Origin of the sequence: Burkholderia sp. BCC1644 (assembly GCF_902833225.1) — a bacterium.
GTDB lineage: Bacteria > Pseudomonadota > Gammaproteobacteria > Burkholderiales > Burkholderiaceae > Burkholderia.
This window is the reverse complement of the sequence record NZ_CADFEI010000004.1, coordinates 170056-188671: the sequence shown is the minus strand read 5'-3', so window position 1 is coordinate 188671 and position 18616 is coordinate 170056. Positions and strand designations below refer to the sequence as shown.

Here is an 18616-nt window from a genome sequence, read left to right as displayed (position 1 = left end):
CTAACCAACTGGAAAGATAATTTTTTACGAATGGTTAGATATGTCTTTCCGACTGTCAAGATTTATTTTTACAACCGTCCGGTTTTTTCTTGACAGTCGTTTCGCTGCTTCGCACAATGCAATGGCCGGCTCACGACGGCGCCACGCAAGCCGCGCGGCGTCGTGCGGCGCAACCGATCGACAGGAGACGACAGCAGGATGACGAAGCAGCACGACACCGCGCCCACTGCCACGCGGCAACGTTCCGCGCGCTCGAGGCGCGATCCTGTGGACAAATACGAAGCGCGTCGCGTCGAACTCGCGGAAGCCGCGCTGAACACGCTCGCGGAGCTCGGGTACGCCAAGACGAGCCTGCGCGAAATCGCGCAGAAGTCGGAGTACACGCATGCGGTCCTGCATTACTACTTCGAGGACAAGCTCGACCTGATCCGCTGCAGCATCCGGCAATTCAAGGCGCAGTGCGCGACGCGCTACGACGTCGTGACGGCCGCCGCGCAGTCGCAGGAGGAACTGACGAACGGCTTCCTCGACAAGCTCGCGGAAACGATCCGCGACGAACCGCAGATGCACTGCCTCTGGTACGACCTGCGCGCGCAGGCGCTGTTCGAGGACGCGTTCCGCGACGTGGTGAACGAGATCGACAAGAGCCTCGAGGAAATGGTCTGGCGCGTCGTCACGCGCTATGCCGAACTCGGCGGCCGGCAGCCGTCGATCACGCCGGGCGCAGCCTATGCGCTGCTCGACGGGCTGTTCCAGAAACACCTGCTGCTGCACGTGTCGAACCAGCCCGACGCGATTGCCCACCTGCTCGACGAAGTCCGCACGCTGCTGCCTCGGCTCGTCTGACACGCCGGCGGGCGGCACACGCGCGACACGCCGCCCACCAATTTCCTCCCGCGCCGCAACATCCCCGATACAATCGAGCCCGCGTCGTCCGACGGCACCAACCGTCTGACGTTTGTATCGTGCTTTTTGCGAAACAAGCGTCGCTTGCGTCATCGCGAAGTCACAAACGTTTTCGATAATTTCCTCGCCGAAAACGTTTACATCGCGCTACTTCATGACCTCGACCATCAAGGATGTCGCTGCCCTCGCGGGCTTCTCGATCGCCACCGTCTCGCGCGCGATCAACGCCCCGCATACCGTCAGCCCCGCCACGCTGCAGACGATCCGCACCGCGATCGATACGCTGCAGTTCCGCCCGAGCCCGCTCGGCCGGCAACTGCGCGGCGAGCGCACGCGGCTCGTCGGCGTCGTCGTGCCGACGCTGTCGAACCCCGTGTTCGCCGACTGCCTGCAAGGCATCGACGAACTCGCGACCGCGGCCGGCTTCAAGCTGATCCTGATGACGACCGAGTACGACGCGGCGCGCGAGCGCCACGCGATCGAGACGCTGCGCGAGCAGCGCGTCGAAGGGCTGATCCTCACCGTCGCCGATGCGGACACGCACCCGCTGCTCGACATGCTCGACCGCGACGGCCCGCACTACGTGCTGATGCACAACGACACGCAGCGCCGCCCGTCGGTGTCGGTCGACAACCGCAGTGCCGCGTATGACGGCGTGCGGCTGCTGACCGCGCGCGGTCACCGCCGCGTGCTGATGCTGGCCGGCTCGCTCGCCGCGTCGGATCGCGCGCGTCAGCGCCACCTCGGTTATGCGCAGGCCCTCGAGGAAAACGGCGTCGCCACGTTGCCGCCCGTCGAAGTCGACTTCAACGCCCCCGAGCTGCCCGATGCCGTGCTCGCGCACCTGACCGCGCACGCGACGCGCCCGACCGCCCTCTTCTGCAGCAACGACCTGCTCGCGATGGTCGTGATGCGCGGCCTGCGCCGCGCCGGCTTCTCGATCCCGGACGACCTGTCGGTGCTCGGCTTCGACGGGATCGCGATCGGTGAACTGCTTGCGCCGCCGCTCGCGAGCGTCGCGACGCCGAACCGCGACATCGGCCGCCACGCGTGGCAGCGTCTCGTCGAATGCATCGGCGGCGCGGCGATCGAACGCACGTCGCTGATCCTGCCGCATGCGGTGCGCGAAGGGGCGACGGTCGCACCGCCGGCCACCGACCTGCAATTGCGCGAGGCCTGAACGCAGGCCGCGCCACCGCGCCCCCCGACCACCACACCATCCCAGCGCTACCCCCACTCGCCCGGAGACCCGCCGTGTCCTTTCGCCTGACCTCGCTGCTGCGCGCGCTCGCAGCTCCCGTAGCCTGCGCCGCGCTCATCGCCGGCGCGCCCGCCGCCCACGCCGACGAAACGGCGATCTGCTACAACTGCCCGCCCGAATGGGCCGACTGGGCCGCGCAGATCGCGGCGATCAAGCAGAAGACGGGCATCCGCGTGCCGTTCGACAACAAGAACTCGGGCCAGTCGATCGCGCAGCTGATCGCCGAGCAGAAGAGCCCGGTGGCCGACATCGTCTACCTCGGCGTGTCGTCGGCATTCCAGGCGAAGGACAAGGGCGTGATCGCGCCGTACAAGCCCGCGCACTGGAACGACATTCCCGCGAACCTGAAGGATCCGCAAGGCTACTGGTTCGCGATTCACTCGGGCACGCTCGGCTTCTTCGTGAACAAGGACGCGCTCGACGGCAAGCCGGTGCCGCGTTCGTGGGCCGATCTGCTGAAGCCCGAATACAAGGGCATGGTCGGTTATCTCGATCCGTCGAGCGCATTCGTCGGCTACGCCGGTGCGGTCGCCGTCAACCAGGCGCTCGGCGGCAGCCTCGACAACTTCAAGCCGGCACTCGACTGGTTCCGCAAGCTGAAGGCGAACGCGCCGATCGTGCCGAAGCAGACCGCCTATGCACGCGTGCTGTCCGGCGAGATTCCGATCCTGCTCGACTACGACTTCGATGCGTATCGCGCGAAGTACAAGGACAGCGCGAACGTCGAGTTCGTGATTCCGAAGGAAGGCACGATCGCCGTGCCGTACGTGATGAGCCTCGTGAAGGGTGCGCCGCACGATGCGAACGGCAAGAAGGTGCTCGACTTCGTGCTGTCGGACGAAGGCCAGAAGCTGTGGGCCAACGCCTACCTGCGCCCGGTGCGCGCGCAGGCGCTCGGCGCCGACATCGCCGCGAAGTTCCTGCCGGCGAGCGAGTACGCACGGGCGAAATCGGTCGACTTCGGCAAGATGGCGGCCGGCCAGCAGGCGTTCGGCCAGCAGTACCTGCAGGTGATGCAGTAAGCGGCAGGATACGACCGATGCTCGACCTGACTTTCCCGCTGCGCTGGCGCGTCGCGCTCGTCGCGCCGGCGCTCGCGGTGTTCGCCGCGTTCTGGCTGCTGCCGATGGCGGCGCTCGTGCAGGTGTCCGCCGACGGCGCGTTCTTCTCGCGGTACGCGGCGCTGCTCGGCAACGCGCGCTACATGAAGAGCCTCGGCGGGACCATCACGCTGTCCGCGGGCGTGACGCTCGCAACGCTCGCCCTGTCGACGATCTCGGGTCTCTTGCTCGCGCGCCGCGAATTCGCCGGCAAGCGCGTGCTGCTCGCGCTGCTCACGTTTCCGCTCGCGTTCCCGGGCGTCGTGGTCGGCTTCATGGTGATCATGCTCGCCGGCCGTCAGGGGCTGATCGGGATGCTGTCGGCGAAACTCACCGGCGACAAGTGGGTATTCGCGTACTCGGTTGCGGGCCTGTTTATCGGCTACCTGTATTTCTCGATTCCGCGTGTGATCGTCACCGTGATCGCGGCCGCGTCGAAGCTCGACGCGTCGCTCGAGGAAGCCGCCCGTTCGCTCGGCGCGTCGCCGTGGCGCATCTTCGTCGACATCGTGCTGCCCGCGCTCGCGCCGGGCCTGATCGCGGCCGGCGCGATCTGCTTCGCGACCGCGATGGGCGCATTCGGCACCGCGTTCACGCTCGCCACCGACCTGAACGTGCTGCCGATGACGATCTATACCGAGTTCACGCTGAACGCGAACATCGCGACGGCGGCCGGCCTGTCGATCGTGCTCGGCATCGTCACCTGGGCCGTGCTCGCGCTCGCGCGTCGTTTCACCGGCCACACTGCTGCCGCCGCGGCCTGAGGATTCCTGCATGCAATCGCTTTCCGGCTCTTCCGCGCCGTCGCCGTCTCCTTCGCCGGCACCCGCTCCCGCGCAGGCGAACGGTGTCGCGCGCCGCGCGCCGCGCGTCACCGGCGCGCGCGCGATCGCCGCGCTGCAATGGGGCGTCACGCTGTTGCTGTGCGCGTTCCTGATCGTGCCCGTCGTGATGTCCGTGCTCGCGGGCGTGACCGTCAACTATTTCCGTGGCCTGTCGAGCGGCCTCACGCTGCGCTGGCTCGAACAGGTGTGGCAGCAGTATCACGGCTCGGTCGCGCTGTCGCTCTATGTGGCATTCGCGACGCTCGCGATCGTGCTCGTCACCGGCGTGCCGGCCGGCTATGCGCTCGCGCGCAGCAAGAGCCGCGCCGCACGCGCGATCGAGGAAGCGCTCGTACTGCCGGTCGCGCTGCCCGGCCTCGCGTCGGCGCTCGCGCTGCTGATCGTGTACGGCGGCTTCACCTCGTTCCGGATGAGCCTGTGGTTCATCGTCGTCGGCCACGTCGTGTTCACGCTGCCGTTCATGGTACGTGCGGTGGCCGCCGTCGCGGCCGGCGCCGACCTGCGCACGCTCGAGGAAGGCGCGGCGAGCCTCGGTGCGCCGTTCGTCACGCGCTTCGTCACGATCGTGCTGCCGAACCTGCGCCCCGGCATCGTCGCGGGCGCGCTCGCGGTACTCACGCTGTCGATCGGCGAATTCAACCTCACGTGGATGCTGCATACGCCCGACACCAAGACACTGCCGGTCGGGCTCGCCGATACCTATGCGTCGCTGCGCCTCGAAGTCGGCAGCGCGTACACGATCCTGTTCCTGCTGATGACGCTGCCGCTGCTCGTCGCGATGCAATGGCTCGGCGTCGATCCGTCCGGCACGCGTGCGCTCAAGAAGCGTCCGCGCTGAATTTCTCGCAGACATGAAACTCGATTCCACTCCCATCACGCTGACCCGCTGCGCGAAGACGTTCCGCGGCACGCGCGTACTCGAACCGCTCGACCTGTCGATCGGCGCGGGCGAAACACTCGTGCTGCTCGGCCCGTCGGGCTGCGGCAAGACGACGACGCTGCGCCTGATCGCGGGGCTCGACACGCCGGACGCCGGCGGCACGATCGCATTCGGCAACGACGACGTCACCGCGCTGCCGATCGAGCGCCGGCAAGTCGGCATGGTGTTCCAGAACTACGCGCTGTTTCCGAACCTGACGGTGCGCGGCAACGTCGGCTACGGGCTGAAGATCCGCAAGACCGAGCCGCGCGCGCTGCATGAACGCGTCGACGAGCTGCTCGCGATGATGCGGCTCGACGCACATGCGGACAAGCCGGTCGATCAGCTGTCGGGCGGCCAGCGCCAGCGCGTCGCGCTGGCGCGTGCGCTCGCGGTGCGCCCGCGCGTGCTGCTGCTCGACGAACCGCTGACCGCGCTCGATGCGAAGCTGCGCGACGTGCTGCGCCGCGAGATGAACGCACTGCTGCGCGAGCTCGGCGTGACGACCGTCTACGTGACGCACGACCAGGCCGAAGCGATGGAACTCGGCGACCGGATCGTCGTGATGGGCGCGGGCCGCATCGAGCAGATCGGCACGCCGCGCGACATTTACTACCACCCGGCGAACCGCACGGTCGCGCAGTTCATCGGCACGCTGAACCGGCTCGCCGGGCAATGGCGCGATGGCGCGCTGGTGACGACGGGCGGCGCGATCGCGACGCCGCACGCCGCCGACGAATGGTTCTTCCGCCCCGAGGACGCGCAGCTCGCCGATCCCGCGCATGCGCCGCTGCGTGGCGCGGTCGGCGCGTGTGCGTTTCTCGGCGAACGCACGCGGCTCACGATCGAGCACGCGGCGCCCGATGCGCTCGTGATCGACGTGCCGGGCCGCATCGCGCTCGCACGCGGCACGGCGGTCGGCCTCACGATCGCCCCGGAAGGCCTGATCGCGCTCGGCGCGTAATCCGTCGTTCGGGCATCATTCATGCAGCACCCCATCGCGGCGCACGACGCCGCCCCCACAACAAACAGACGATTCCGAGAAACGACGATGCTGCTTGCTCAAATCAGCGATCTCCACATCAAGCGTCCGGGCCAGCTCGCGTACCGGCGCGTCGACACGGCTGCCGCGCTCGCGCGCTGCATCGCGAAGCTGAACGCGCTCGAGCCGCGCCCCGACGCCGTGCTCGTCACCGGCGACCTGACCGACTTCGGCCACGATGAGGAGTACGGCAACCTGCGCGCGCTGCTCGCGACGCTCGAGATTCCGTACTACCTGATGATCGGCAATCACGACGACCGCGCCGGGCTGCGCCGCGCGTTTGCGGAGCGCGCCGAGCTGCAGGACGGCGAATTCGTGCAATACGCGCTCGACGTCGGCGCGGTGCGCGTGCTGGCGCTCGATTCGCAGGTGCCCGGCGCGAGCCACGGCGACCTGTGCGACGCGCGGCTCGCGTGGCTCGCCGCGCAGCTCGACGCCGCCCGCGACCGGCCGGTGATCGTCGCGCTGCATCACCCGCCGTTCGTGGCGGGCATCGGCCACATGGACAAGCTGCGCCTCGCGCCTGCGGCTGCCGCGAAACTCGACACGTTGCTGCGCGGTCATCCGAACGTCGAGCGCGTGCTGTGCGGTCACGTGCACCGCACGATGTTCACGCGCTTCGGCGGCACGCTCGCGTCGGCGGTGCCGTCGCCCGCGCATCAGGTCGCGTTCGACCTGCGGACCGATGCGCCGTCCGCGTTCCGGCTCGAACCGCCGGCGTTCGCGGTCCATCGTTATGCGCCCGATACGGGGATGACGTCGCATCACGTGTACGTCGACGAAGGCGCCGGGCCTTATCCGTTCTACGAACCGACGGGCGAACTGGTCGACTGACGGCTTGCGGCGCGCGCGATGACGGGCGGCGGCCGGTTCGCCGCGCGCCCGGCAGGATTCACGTCGCTCCGGTATGATCGGCAGCCTCGACCGGCGCCCGGCCCGCCTGCGCACCCGACGCGTGCGCCGCTTGCCGCGCCGCCCAACTTCGTCCGCGCAGCCATGTCCACCGCCTCCACCGACCGTCCGACCGACGCCGCCTCGCCCCACTACTCGCGCAGCCTGCTGTTGCTGCTCGCGACGATCGCGGGCGTGTCGGTCGCGAACATCTACTACAACCAGCCGCTGCTCGACAGCTTCCGCTCGGCCTTCCCCGACGGCGCGTCATGGATCGGCGCGGTGCCGACCGCGACGCAGCTCGGCTATGCCGCCGGCATGTTCCTGCTCGCACCGCTCGGCGACCGGTTCGATCGCCGCGGGCTGATCCTGATGCAGATCGCCGGCCTGTCCGTCGCGCTGATCGTGGCGGCCACCGCACCGTCGCTGGCCGTACTCGCCGTCGCGAGCCTCGCGATCGGCATTCTCGCGACCATCGCGCAGCAGGCCGTGCCGTTCGCCGCCGAAATCGCGCCGCCCGCCGAACGCGGGCATGCGGTCGGCACCGTGATGAGCGGCCTGCTGCTCGGCATCCTGCTCGCGCGTACGGCGGCCGGCTTCGTCGCCGAATATTTCGGCTGGCGCGCGGTATTCGCCGCATCGGTCGCGGCGCTCGTCGCGCTCGCCGCCGTGATCGTGATGCGGCTGCCGCGCAGTTCGCCGACGTCGACGCTGTCGTACGGCAAGCTGCTCGGCTCGATGTGGCATCTGGCGGTCGAATTGCGCGGGCTGCGCGAGGCGTCGCTGACGGGCGCCGCGCTGTTCGCGGCGTTCAGCGCGTTCTGGCCCGTGCTGACGCTGCTGCTCGCCGGCGCGCCGTTCCATCTCGGCCCGCAGGCAGCCGGCCTGTTCGGGATCGTCGGGGCAGCAGGCGCACTCGCCGCACCGTACGCGGGCCGCTTCGCGGACAAGCGCGGCCCGCGCGCGATCATCTCGCTCGCGATCGCGCTGCTCGCGCTGTCGTTCGTGATCTTCGCGCTGTCGGGTTCGAGCCTCGTCGGGCTCGTGATCGGCGTGATCGTGCTGGATGTCGGCGTACAGGCCGCGCAGATCTCGAACCAGTCGCGCATCTACGCGCTGAAGCCCGAAGCGCGCAGCCGTGTGAACACGGTGTACATGGTGTGTTACTTCATCGGCGGCGCGCTCGGCTCGTCGGCCGGGGTTGCCGCGTGGCATGCATTCGGCTGGACCGGCATGTGCGCGACGGGGCTGCTGTTTGCCGCGCTCGCGGGCTGGTCCCACCATCGCGGCGGCCGGCGCGGCTGAGCGCGACCGGCCACGGCGGCGTCACGCGTCGGCGCGCGGCGCGGCCGGTTCGTCGACGGGCGGCGGCGCGAACGCCGGTGCCGGATCGATCACCGCGGCGGGATCCATCACGGCCGCCGGCATCGGCACCGCAAGCGGGACGGCGGAAGGCGCGAGGATCGGCGCCGCTTCGGGAATCGCGATCTGCTCCGGGGAGGTCGCGGCGTCCGCCATCGGCGCCTGCTCGGCCGCCACGGCCGCCGCGCGCGCCGCGGGGCGGCGGGCCGGATCGAACACGAACGACAGCCCGACACTGCCGAGGATCGCGACGGTCGCGACCACGGTCGCCATCGTCACCGGTTCGCCGAGCAGCAGCGCACCGAGCGCGACCGCGACGATCGGGTTCACGTACATGCAGCTGCTCGCGATGATCGGGCTCGTGTGCCGGATCAGGTAGCCGTACGCGACGTACGCGGCCATCGTGCAGAACACCATCAGGTACAGGAACGCGAACACCGGCCCCACCATCACGTGCTCGATGCGTTCGCCGATCAGCCAGGCGACGAGCGTCGAGATCAGGCCGCCGAGGCCGATCTGCAGCGACGTCGACAGGAACAGGTCGGACGGCAGCTTGAGCCGCGTCGCGAGGTGCGCGCCGCCTGCCCAGAACAACGCGCCGGCCAGCACGCAGATCGTGCCGAGCGCCGAATTCTGGGCGGCCGCGCCGCCCGAATTCAGCACGACGATACCGACCATGCCGAGCCCGACGGCCGCCCATTCGCCCTTCGTCACCGGCCGGCCGGCCACCGCCGCGATCACGGTCGCGAACAGCGGCACCGTGGCCACCATCACCGCGGCCGAGCCGCTGCTGACCGAGCTGATCCCGAGCGCGATCGTGCCGGACGACAGCGCGACGAGCATCGTGCCGACGATCCCCGCGTTGCGAATCTCCAGCAGCGTCGGCCACTCGGGCTTGCGCCGCAGCGCAAAGATGAACAGCCCGATCCCGCCGAGCAGGTTGCGCAACCCCGACAGCAGCAGCGGCGGGAACGACTGCAGCGCGAAATGCAGCCCGCTGTAGGTCGAACCCCAGACGAAATAGATGAACACGAGCGCCAGCGCGACGCGGCCGCCGCGGCTTTGCGGCAGGCGGATCCGGAACGAAAAGCGGGCGAAGAAATCGAGGAGGCGGTCGAGCGGCGTCATCGTGCAGCCCGCCCGCACGTCACGCCGCGTGCTCCGCTGAAAGACGCCGGCAATGCCGGCAAACGGTCCTGGCGGGACCGGGAAGGCAGAGCGAACGTGCGGAACGACATGGCAGTGCGAACGGCGACGAAAGAGAACCGGCAAGCGGCGGCAGAGGGACAAAAAAAACGTGCGCAGCCACTTCGGCTGCACACGCTCGGCATTATGGCATCAAGGATTCGAAAGCATCGTCAGACCTGTCTGAAAGGATAACGACTGACGTTTCGGCGCGACATTTTTCGGCCGGCGGGCAGGTGAAATCCGGGGCCGGATGCGCAGGACGCACGCGTGGCCGGCGCCGGTTCCTTCCGCGCACGCGCCGTCGCCATCCGCAGCAGTTGAACGCAGCATCGGCCGAACGGCCGGTTATGCACACCGGGGCGCCCCGTCACCCCTATCGCAACGGACGACGCGCCCTTCCCTTGCCGTCCGGCGCTGCGCTTCGCAACCCACACCTTGATACAAAATTTTGTATAATTCGACCGTACTTCCGCCGAAGCCCGTCGTTTTCGTCGACAGCGCACTGGGCGATCTCCGCGGCTTTCCGCTGCCTGCCCGGCGCGAAGCCGGCCACCAGATCGACCAGGTCCAGCGCGGCCTCGCGCCCGACGACTGGAAACCGATGCGCACGATCGGCGCCGGCGTTCGGGAAATCCGCGTGCGCGATGCGAGCGGCGCGTTCCGGATCGTCTACGTCGCGACGTTCGCCGAAGCGATCTACGTGCCGCATTGCTTCCGGAAGCAATCGGCGCGCACGAACAAAGCCGATATCGACCTGGCCGCCCGGCGCTATCGCGCCCTGCCGATGGAGTTGAAGAAACCATGACCGACGAACGCTACACGAGCGTCTGGGACGCAATCGAAGGCCAGCCGGCCGAAGCCGAAAACATGAAGCTGCGCTCCGAACTGATGATCGCGCTCAAGCAGCGCATCGCGCAGCTCGAACTCAGTCAGGCCCAGGCCGCGAAGCAGCTGGGCGTCACGCAGCCGCGCGTGTCCGACCTGATGCGCGGCAAGATCAACCTGTTCGGGCTCGACGCGCTCGTGAACATGGCCGCGGCAGTCGGCCTGCGCGTCGATCTCCAGGTGCGCGAATCCGCATGACGGATGAGCGCACCTCGCGCGCCGCTCACGATCCGCCGAACCAGTTGTACCCCTGATCGACCCAGTAGCCGCCCGGGAACGTATCGGTCACGAAGATTTCCATGATGTGCTTCGGGTTCTTGTAGCCGAGCTTGGTCGGCATCCGCAGCTTCATCGGGAAGCCGTATTCCGGCGGCAACTGGCGGCCGTCGTACTCGAGCGCGAGCAGCGTCTGCGGATGCAGCGCGGTCGGCATGTCGATGCTTTCGTAGTAATCGTCCGCGCATTTGAAGCCGACGTATTTCGCCCGCGTGTCGGCACCGGCACGCGCGAGGAACGCGCCGAACGGCGTACCGCCCCAGCGGCCGATCGCACTCCACCCTTCCACGCAGATGTGCCGCGTGATCTGTTCCGCGTGCGGCAGCGCGCGAAGCTCGTCGAGCGTCCACACACGCTTGCCCGTCACGCGGCCGGACAGCACGAGGCGGTACGTCGACTCGTCCACATGCCGCACTTCGTCGATCCCGTAGTACGCGTTGAACGGGAACGGTCGCGTGATGTCGGCCTCGGTGTAGGTCGGCGCGAGCCGGTCGGGGTTGAACAGCCACGCCTGCACGCGATCGTTCATGCGCGACACTTTCTCGAGAAACGTGTTGACCGACGCGTCGTCCTGCAGCGTGCAGCCGGTCAGCATCGCGAGGCCGCCGAGCGTCAGCACGCGCCGGTTGAAGAGCCGCCGCGACGGCATCTCGAGCTCGCGGCGGACGTCGAGTTCGAGCGACTTCCGGTCGAGTGTCCAGCGCGGCTCGCCACGGTTTTTTTCGGATTCCGACATGATGATTTCCTTCGCCCGCGATGAGCAGGTCAGCGGCCGCGCAACATCGCGAGCAACGAGCGCGGCACCAGCAGCGCCATCGCGACGTGGACGACAAAGAAGGCGACGAGCAGCGACATCGCCCAGAAATGCACGACGCGCGCGTTGTCGTAACCGCCGAACAGTTCGCGCAGCAGCGGAAACTGCACGGATTTCCAGATCGTGAGCCCCGACAGCACCAGCACGACGAGATCGACGATCGCGGTCAGGTACGCGGCTCGCTGCACCGCGTTGTAGACGCTCAGGTCGTTGTGCGACAGCCGCCCGCCGAGCGCGGCGCGGACGTCGCGCCATATGGACGCCGGCGTGACGGGCAACAGCTTGCGCGCGAAGCGCCCCGTCGCGATCGACATCGCGAGATAGAACAGCCCGTTGCCGACCAGCAGCCACATCGCCGCGAAATGCCATTGCAGCGCGCCGCCGAGCCAGCCGCCGAGCGTGATGCCGTGTGCGAACGTGAACGATGGATAGATCGGCGACGCGTCGTAGATACGCCATCCGGACAGCGCCATCAGGATCGCCGCGAGCGCGTTGAGCCAGTGGCTCACGCGCACCCACGGTGGATGGATCGTCGGCGCGGGCGGCGTCGAGCTCGCGCGATCCGTGACAGGAACCGTTTGCATGATGAAGACTCCCGCAATGATGCGACGGGACGCGATGCGCCCACAGCCGGCCGGCCGCGCCCCGCGCACGTCGATCAGTTCGACGGGCTCATGGTGTCCTTCTTCATCGCGTCGCCCTTGGACATCGCGTCGTGGCCCATCGCGTCCTTCGACATCGCGTCCTTTTTCATCGCATGCTTCTTCATGCCGTCCTTCTTCATCGCGCCATCCTTCGCCATCGCGTCGTGACCCATCGCGTCCTTCGACATCGACATGCCGTCCTTCGACATCGCATCGTTCTGCGCGTAGGCGCCCGTTGCGATCGTGGCAAGTGCGGCGACACAGGCAACCAGGAATACGTTTTTCATGACATCTCTCCACTACATGGGTTTAGGAGCCGAATAGACGGAGCACACCGCCGGAAATGACAGCGATGTCAAAAAAAATTCTAGGCGCCTGAAATGAAGATGCGAATGCTGCACCGCTCGGTGCTTTCCCGCGCTGCCGGAACGCCGTTCGGCAGGCGCACTTGCTGCGGCGCACCCTGCCCGGTTCGCCGGCGGAGATCAGACGATTGCCCGGCGGCATCCGATCGGTTCCCGGTTGAAACCGCCGCCAAGCCGGTGTATTGTGTGCGCTGCTAACGCGGGGGTCCTGCAATGCGTTCGGTCAAACAACCGGCATTGCGGGTGAGAAATACCCTTTGAACCTGATCTGGATAATGCCAGCGCAGGGAAGCGTACGGATTTCGCCGCCATCCTTCTGACGAAATCCGCCGCCTCACCAAGCCTCGTCTCCTGCTTAGCTCGAGCCCCACATACGTCAAGGGCTCCGGGCAAGCGCCGAAGCGCCTGTCCGGCGCTCACACAGGAGATTGCATGAACGCCAATCCGAAGTTTCTGTCCGCCGACGCTCATGTCGATGCCGCGGCCGTCGCCCCGCTGCCGAATTCCCGCAAGGTTTATGTAACCGGCTCTCAGCCCGACATCCGCGTGCCGATGCGCGAAATCACGCAGGCCGACACGCCGACCGGCTTCGGCGGCGAAAAGAACCCGCCGATCTACGTGTACGACACGTCGGGCCCCTACACCGATCCGGAAGCGAAGATCGACATCCGCGCGGGCCTGGCCGCGCTGCGCCAGGGCTGGATCGAGGCACGCGGCGACACCGAAATGCTCGGCGGCCTGTCGAGCCAGTACGGCCTCGAGCGCGCGGCCGACCCGGCCACCGCCGACCTGCGGTTCCCGGGCCTGCACCGCAACCCGCGCCGTGCCCAGGCCGGCAAGAACGTCACGCAGATGCACTACGCGCGCCAGGGCATCATCACGCCGGAAATGGAATACATCGCGATCCGCGAGAACCAGCGCCGCGCCGAGTACCTCGAGAGCCTGAAGTCGAGCGGCCCGAACGGCGCGAAGCTCGCCGCGATGATGGGCCGCCAGCACCCGGGCCAGGCGTTCGGCGCCGCGGCCTTCGGCGCGAACGCGCCGGCCGAGATCACGCCGGAGTTCGTGCGCTCGGAAGTGGCGTGCGGCCGCGCGATCATCCCCGCGAACATCAACCACCCGGAATCCGAGCCGATGATCATCGGCCGCAACTTCCTCGTGAAGATCAACGCGAACATCGGCAACTCGGCCGTCACGTCGTCGATCGGCGAGGAAGTCGACAAGATGACGTGGGCGATCCGCTGGGGCGGCGACACTGTGATGGACCTGTCGACCGGCAAGCACATCCATGAAACGCGCGAGTGGATCATCCGCAACAGCCCGGTGCCGATCGGCACGGTGCCGATCTACCAGGCACTCGAAAAGGTCAACGGCAAGGCCGAGGACCTGACCTGGGAAATCTTCCGCGACACGCTGATCGAGCAGGCCGAGCAAGGCGTCGACTACTTCACGATCCACGCGGGCGTGCGCCTGCAGTACGTGCCGCTCACCGCCAACCGGATGACGGGCATCGTGTCGCGCGGCGGCTCGATCATGGCGAAGTGGTGTCTCGCGCACCACAAGGAAAGCTTCCTGTACGAACACTTCGAAGAGATCTGCGAGATCATGAAGGCGTACGACGTGAGCTTCTCGCTCGGCGACGGCCTGCGCCCCGGCTCGATCTACGACGCGAACGACGAAGCCCAGCTCGGCGAACTGAAGACGCTCGGCGAGCTCACGCAGATCGCGTGGAAGCACGACGTGCAGGTGATGATCGAAGGCCCGGGCCACGTGCCGATGCAGTTGATCAAGGAGAACATGGATCTCCAGCTCGACTGGTGCAAGGAAGCGCCGTTCTACACGCTCGGGCCGCTCACCACCGACATCGCACCGGGCTACGACCACATCACGTCGGGCATCGGCGCCGCGATGATCGGCTGGTTCGGCACCGCGATGCTCTGCTACGTGACGCCGAAGGAACACCTTGGCCTGCCGAACAAGGACGACGTGAAGGAAGGCATCATCACGTACAAGCTCGCCGCGCACGCCGCCGATCTCGCCAAGGGCCACCCCGGCGCGCAGGTTCGCGACAACGCACTGTCGAAGGCACGCTTCGAGTTCCGCTGGGAAGACCAGTTCAACATCGGTCTCGATCCGGACAAGGCGCGCGAATTCCACGACGAGACGCTGCCGAAGGATTCGGCGAAGGTCGCGCACTTCTGCTCGATGTGCGGCCCGCACTTCTGCTCGATGAAGATCACGCAGGACGTGCGCGAGTTCGCGGCGCAGCAGGGCGTGTCGGAAACCGAAGCGCTGAAGAAAGGGATGGAAGTGAAGGCGGTCGAGTTCGTCAAGACCGGCGCCGAGATCTATCACCGTCAGTAAACGCAAGCGGCGATCCACGCCGGAATCGCATCGCGATGCACGAAGCCCGCTTTCGAGCGGGCTTTTTTGCGCATGTCGTGTACCCGCCGGCGCACGGGACACAATTGATTACGAAACCGCGCGAGCCTTAACAAGTCCTTACAGCAGCCCCGTGGAGCGGCGCGTAGATTGGGGACATGCGTGGCCGCCAGCCGGTCGCGCGTCCTCCGTTCACTACCACAAGGACAACGATCATGATTTCGATCCGACGTATTGGGGTATGCGCGCTCCTCGTCGCAACGGTGACCAGCCTGTCGGCCTGCGATTCGATGACGAGGCGGCAGCGCGACACGGCAATCGGCGCGGGTGTCGGTGGCGTCGCCGGCGCGGCGATCGGCGGCAGCGCACTGTCGACGCTCGGCGGCGCGGCAGCCGGCGGCATCATCGGTAACCAGGTCGGCAAGTAAGCAGCCGGCCGGACCCGGCGCAACATTCGTCCAGACGGCGCTTCCGCGATGCGGAAGCGCCGTTTTCGCATGCGGCGCCGCAATATGCGCGGCAGCCGCCGGAAATGATCGGTTACCGTTTTGCACACCGTGTCATCGGCGCACGGCCTAAGCTTAAGCATCTGCCGATTGCCGGCTCCGCCGGAGAGACATCATGAACAGGACCCTCGTCGCCGCGGCGCTCGCCTGCACGACGCTCGCCGGCTGCTACTACCCGTACGGCTACTATCCCGGCGGCTATTACACGGCCGCGCCGGTGCAGCCGGCGCCCGTGTACGTCGATCCCGGCCCCGCCTACTACTATCCGGCACCCGCCTATGCACCCGCATGGGGCGGCTATTGGGGACCGGCGCTGTCGCTCAATTTCGGCTTCGGCGGACGCGGCGGCTGGCGCCATCACTGACCGGGCACGGCCGCCGACGGAAGGCCGCCGCTCCCCCGCAACCGGCGACCTTCCCGTTTCTTGTCGTTTCATCCAATCGTGAAACGACGGCGCGGTAACGCGGTGTAAGATTCATCGCATCCCGTCCCCGCCCTCACGATCGATGTCGCCCAAGAACGCTTTCCTGCTGACCGTGCTCGCTGCCCTGTGGGGCGCGTCGTTCCTGTTCATCCGGATCGGCGTGGTCGATCTCGGCGTCGCGCCGCTGATGGCGTTGCGCGTGGGCATCGGCGCGCTGTTTCTCACGGGCTTCGCGCTGACGCGCTTCAAACCCGCCGACCTCGGCGCGCGGCTGCGCCATCATGCGTGGCCGCTGTTCGTCGTCGGCGCGCTGAACTCGGGCATCCCGTTCTGCCTGTTCGCGTTCGCCGAACTGACGCTGTCGGCCGGCCTGACGTCGGTGATCAATGCAACGACGCCGCTGTGGGGCGCGCTCGTCGCGTACCTGTGGCTGAAGGACAAGCTGTCGCTGCCGCGCGCGCTCGGCCTCGTGATCGGCTTTGCCGGCGTGCTCACGCTCGTGTGGAACCAGATCGCGAACGCGCACGGCGACACGGGCGCCAGCGCGACCGCGCTCGCCGCCGCTGCGGCGCTCGGCGCGACGCTGCTTTACGGCATCGCGGCCAATTACACGAAGCGCAAGCTCAGCGGCGTCGACCCGCTCGTCAACGCGGCCGGCAGCATGATCGGCTCGTCCGTGCTGCTGCTGCCGTTCGCGATCGCCACCTGGCCGGCCGCGCCGGTCAGCGCGCACGCATGGGGCTCGGTGCTTGCCCTCGGCATCGCATGCACGGGCGTCGCGTACTTCATCTTCTTCTACCTGATCGCGCATATCGGCCCCGCCCGCGCGATTACCGTCACGTTCGTGATCCCCGTGTTCGGGCTGTTGTGGGGAGCGCTGTTCCTCGGCGAACACGTGTCGGCCGTGATGATCGAAGGCTGCGCGATCGTGCTCGTCGGCACCGCGCTCGCGACCGGCGTGATCAAGCGGATTCCCGGCTTCGGGCCGCGCGGCGGCGAGGCGACCTGACGAACCGGGCGCAGGCGCCGTAGTGAGTCGCGCGGCCATCGTCAGCCGCCGGTGACGCGCAATGCCCGCCTGCCAACGCGCCGCGAATGGTGTCGCGGCACGCCCACATTCCTCTGACGGCCAATCCCGGCTGCGCCCGTGTCGGCCGCCGGGATTTCCCGTACCCCACTCCCCACCATTCGCCATGCGGCCGGGTTGTCATGTCCCGCGGTGGCGCACTTCTTTGTGTGACGGTCATGCGCGGCGCGCACTCGCCCGGCGCCTGATCCCCCTGCGCGCCAGCCACGGCCGGGCCGTGTACCGTTTGCGTCTGGAGTTACCCTGATACGCGCGCCGCTGCAATCCCGTTACACTCGAAACACTTACCCGCAGAAGGCGGCATCGATGCTCCACGTTCTTTCGCGTCCGCCTGCGCGTGCGACTGCATCGGCGTGGCGGCTCGCTCCCGCCCCATCGCTCGCCCCCGGGCACCGTTGACATGAAGCCCGCCCGCGACCTATCGCTCGACTCCCTGCTCGAACGCCTCACGCCGACGCCCGGCGGCTGGCTCGCCACTTATCGCACCACGAAGCTGCGCAGCGTGTTCCAGCCCGTGCTGTCGATCACGCACAAGCGTGTCGTCGGCTACGAAGCGCTGCTGCGCGTCGTCGACGCGAACGGCGCGCTGGTGTCGCCCACCGCGCTGTTCGACCGGACGCGCGGCGACGCCGACGCGCTGCTGCTCGACCGGCTCGCGCGCTGCCTGCACACGGCCAACTTTGTCGCACAAGGAATCGGCGACGGCTGGCTGTTCCTGAACGTGACGCCGCGCGTGCTCGATACGGGCCTCGTGCAGCGCGAGTTCGTCGAGGCGCTGTGCCGGCATTTCTCGTTGCCGCCGAATCGCATCGTGCTGGAAGTCGTCGAGCAACCGGCGCGCGACGAAGCCGCGCTCGCCCGCACGATCGACATGATCCAGCATCGCGATTTCCTGATCGCGATCGACGATTTCGGCACCGGCTTCTCGAACTTCGACCGCGTTTGGCGCGCGCGGCCCGACATCGTCAAACTCGACCGCTCGCTCGTCGAACGCTCGACCGGGTCGACCGAGGATCGACGCATCATGCATCACCTCGTGTCGATGCTGCACCAGGCCGGCGCAATGGTGCTGGCCGAAGGCGTCGAAAGCGACGACGCGCTGCAGGCGCTGATGGAAGCCGATATCGATTTCGTGCAGGGTTTCCGGTTCGGCCAGCCCGACGCCTCGATCGCCAACGCTAGCGCGGCCGCGCCCGCGATGATCGACGCCGCATGGCAACGCTTCATCGCCGGCCGGCACACGCCGGTCATCGCCGAGCAACCAGGCTTCGACGCAATCGAGCGGCTCGTGCTCACCGGCGCGGCCGCGTTTTCCGCGAGCGGCAACCTGCAGGACGCCGCGCAACGCGTGTTTGCGGTGCCGGCCGCGCGCCGCGTGTTCGTCACCGACGAGATCGGCGAGCAGTTCCTGCCGTCGATCGGCGCCCGCGCCGACGACGGCCAGGCGGGCGCCACCCGCCTCGCGCCGCTGTTCCCGGAAACCCACAGCAACTGGTCGCGACGCCCGTATTTCCAGCGCGCAATCGCCGCACCGGGACGCGTCGCGCTGATGGGCCCGCACTTCTCGCTGACGGAAGGTCGCGACTGCTATACGGCCGCCGTCGCGATCCGTGCACAGAGCCGGCTCGTCGTGTTCTGCGTCGACTTCGTGCTCGACAGCGCGGGAACGGTGATGCGCTAGCCGCGCGGGCAGCGGACGTTGGCCTGCGCGGGCCGCCG

At 67.8% G+C, this 18616-nt stretch carries 19 protein-coding genes and 1 riboswitch; of the genes, 15 read left to right on the top strand and 4 right to left on the bottom strand.

Going from position 1 to position 18616, the window contains the following annotated elements; translation table 11 throughout:
- Nucleotides 1-267: 267 nt before the first annotated feature.
- From HWX87_RS09670 to HWX87_RS09635, 8 genes are all read left to right on the top strand, one after another.
- Complete coding sequence (locus tag HWX87_RS09670; protein ID WP_244137647.1) at nt 268-846, top strand: TetR/AcrR family transcriptional regulator; 579 nt, start codon at nt 268-270, stop codon at nt 844-846.
- Between the two features lie 214 nt (nt 847-1060).
- Nucleotides 1061-2086, top strand: coding sequence for a substrate-binding domain-containing protein (locus HWX87_RS09665; protein ID WP_176046931.1), 1026 nt, complete (start codon nt 1061-1063; stop codon nt 2084-2086).
- A 74-nt stretch (nt 2087-2160) separates the two neighbouring features.
- Nucleotides 2161-3189: an ABC transporter substrate-binding protein gene (locus HWX87_RS09660; protein ID WP_176046930.1), complete on the top strand. Its 1029-nt coding sequence runs from the start codon at nt 2161-2163 to the stop codon at nt 3187-3189.
- A 17-nt stretch (nt 3190-3206) separates the two neighbouring features.
- Nucleotides 3207-4031, top strand: coding sequence for an ABC transporter permease (locus HWX87_RS09655; RefSeq protein WP_176046929.1), 825 nt, complete (start codon nt 3207-3209; stop codon nt 4029-4031).
- 10 nt (nt 4032-4041) lie between these two features.
- The gene (locus HWX87_RS09650; RefSeq protein WP_176046928.1) at nt 4042-4950 is read left to right on the top strand and encodes an ABC transporter permease subunit; all 909 of its coding nucleotides are present in this window, start codon (nt 4042-4044) and stop codon (nt 4948-4950) included.
- A gap of 13 nt (nt 4951-4963) precedes the next feature.
- The gene (locus HWX87_RS09645) at nt 4964-5995 is read left to right on the top strand and encodes an ABC transporter ATP-binding protein (protein ID WP_176046927.1); all 1032 of its coding nucleotides are present in this window, start codon (nt 4964-4966) and stop codon (nt 5993-5995) included.
- 87 nt (nt 5996-6082) lie between these two features.
- The gene (locus tag HWX87_RS09640; RefSeq protein WP_176046926.1) at nt 6083-6907 is read left to right on the top strand and encodes a phosphodiesterase; all 825 of its coding nucleotides are present in this window, start codon (nt 6083-6085) and stop codon (nt 6905-6907) included.
- A 162-nt stretch (nt 6908-7069) separates the two neighbouring features.
- Nucleotides 7070-8269, top strand: coding sequence for an MFS transporter (locus HWX87_RS09635; RefSeq protein ID WP_176046925.1), 1200 nt, complete (start codon nt 7070-7072; stop codon nt 8267-8269).
- 21 nt (nt 8270-8290) lie between these two features.
- On the opposite strand, the gene HWX87_RS09630 is transcribed toward HWX87_RS09635, so the two are convergent.
- On the bottom strand, nt 8291-9454 hold the full coding sequence (locus tag HWX87_RS09630; RefSeq protein WP_176046924.1) for an EamA family transporter: 1164 nt from the start codon (nt 9452-9454) through the stop codon (nt 8291-8293).
- Nucleotides 9455-9962: 508 nt separating this feature from the next.
- On the opposite strand from HWX87_RS09630, the gene HWX87_RS09625 reads away from it, so the two are divergent.
- Together HWX87_RS09625 and HWX87_RS09620 are read left to right on the top strand one after the other, a co-directional pair.
- Complete coding sequence (locus tag HWX87_RS09625) at nt 9963-10319, top strand: type II toxin-antitoxin system RelE/ParE family toxin (RefSeq protein ID WP_176046923.1); 357 nt, start codon at nt 9963-9965, stop codon at nt 10317-10319.
- Nucleotides 10316-10597, top strand: a complete 282-nt coding sequence (locus tag HWX87_RS09620; protein ID WP_176046922.1) for an XRE family transcriptional regulator — start codon at nt 10316-10318, stop codon at nt 10595-10597. The genes HWX87_RS09625 and HWX87_RS09620 overlap by 4 nt, the downstream gene beginning before the upstream one ends.
- Before the next feature lie 25 nt (nt 10598-10622).
- Here the strand turns inward: HWX87_RS09620 and HWX87_RS09615 are convergent, their stop codons facing one another.
- The 3 genes from HWX87_RS09615 to HWX87_RS09605 all read right to left on the bottom strand — a co-directional run bounded on the left by HWX87_RS09615 (nt 10623) and on the right by HWX87_RS09605 (nt 12420).
- Nucleotides 10623-11411 (bottom strand): molybdopterin-dependent oxidoreductase, encoded by a 789-nt coding sequence (locus HWX87_RS09615; RefSeq protein WP_176046921.1) that lies wholly within the window; start codon nt 11409-11411, stop codon nt 10623-10625.
- Nucleotides 11412-11440: 29 nt separating this feature from the next.
- Nucleotides 11441-12073, bottom strand: coding sequence for a cytochrome b/b6 domain-containing protein (locus HWX87_RS09610; RefSeq protein ID WP_176046920.1), 633 nt, complete (start codon nt 12071-12073; stop codon nt 11441-11443).
- Nucleotides 12074-12147: 74 nt separating this feature from the next.
- Nucleotides 12148-12420, bottom strand: a complete 273-nt coding sequence (locus HWX87_RS09605; RefSeq protein ID WP_176046919.1) for a pentapeptide MXKDX repeat protein — start codon at nt 12418-12420, stop codon at nt 12148-12150.
- Between the two features lie 269 nt (nt 12421-12689).
- Nucleotides 12690-12806, top strand: a riboswitch (TPP riboswitch).
- A 124-nt stretch (nt 12807-12930) separates the two neighbouring features.
- Between HWX87_RS09605 and thiC the strand changes: the two genes are divergently transcribed.
- The 5 genes from thiC (at nt 12931) to HWX87_RS09580 (ending at nt 18578) form a co-directional block, all read left to right on the top strand.
- Nucleotides 12931-14862 (top strand): phosphomethylpyrimidine synthase ThiC, encoded by a 1932-nt coding sequence (gene thiC, locus HWX87_RS09600; RefSeq protein ID WP_176046918.1) that lies wholly within the window; start codon nt 12931-12933, stop codon nt 14860-14862.
- Nucleotides 14863-15095: 233 nt separating this feature from the next.
- Entirely contained in the window at nt 15096-15308 is a 213-nt protein-coding gene (locus HWX87_RS09595; protein ID WP_176046917.1) for a glycine zipper 2TM domain-containing protein, read from the top strand.
- Between the two features lie 193 nt (nt 15309-15501).
- On the top strand, nt 15502-15750 hold the full coding sequence (locus tag HWX87_RS09590; RefSeq protein WP_034186583.1) for a hypothetical protein: 249 nt from the start codon (nt 15502-15504) through the stop codon (nt 15748-15750).
- A gap of 142 nt (nt 15751-15892) precedes the next feature.
- Entirely contained in the window at nt 15893-16819 is a 927-nt protein-coding gene (locus tag HWX87_RS09585; protein WP_176046916.1) for a DMT family transporter, read from the top strand.
- Between the two features lie 478 nt (nt 16820-17297).
- Nucleotides 17298-18578, top strand: coding sequence for an EAL domain-containing protein (locus tag HWX87_RS09580; RefSeq protein ID WP_176046915.1), 1281 nt, complete (start codon nt 17298-17300; stop codon nt 18576-18578).
- The last annotated feature ends 38 nt before the right edge of the window (nt 18579-18616 follow it).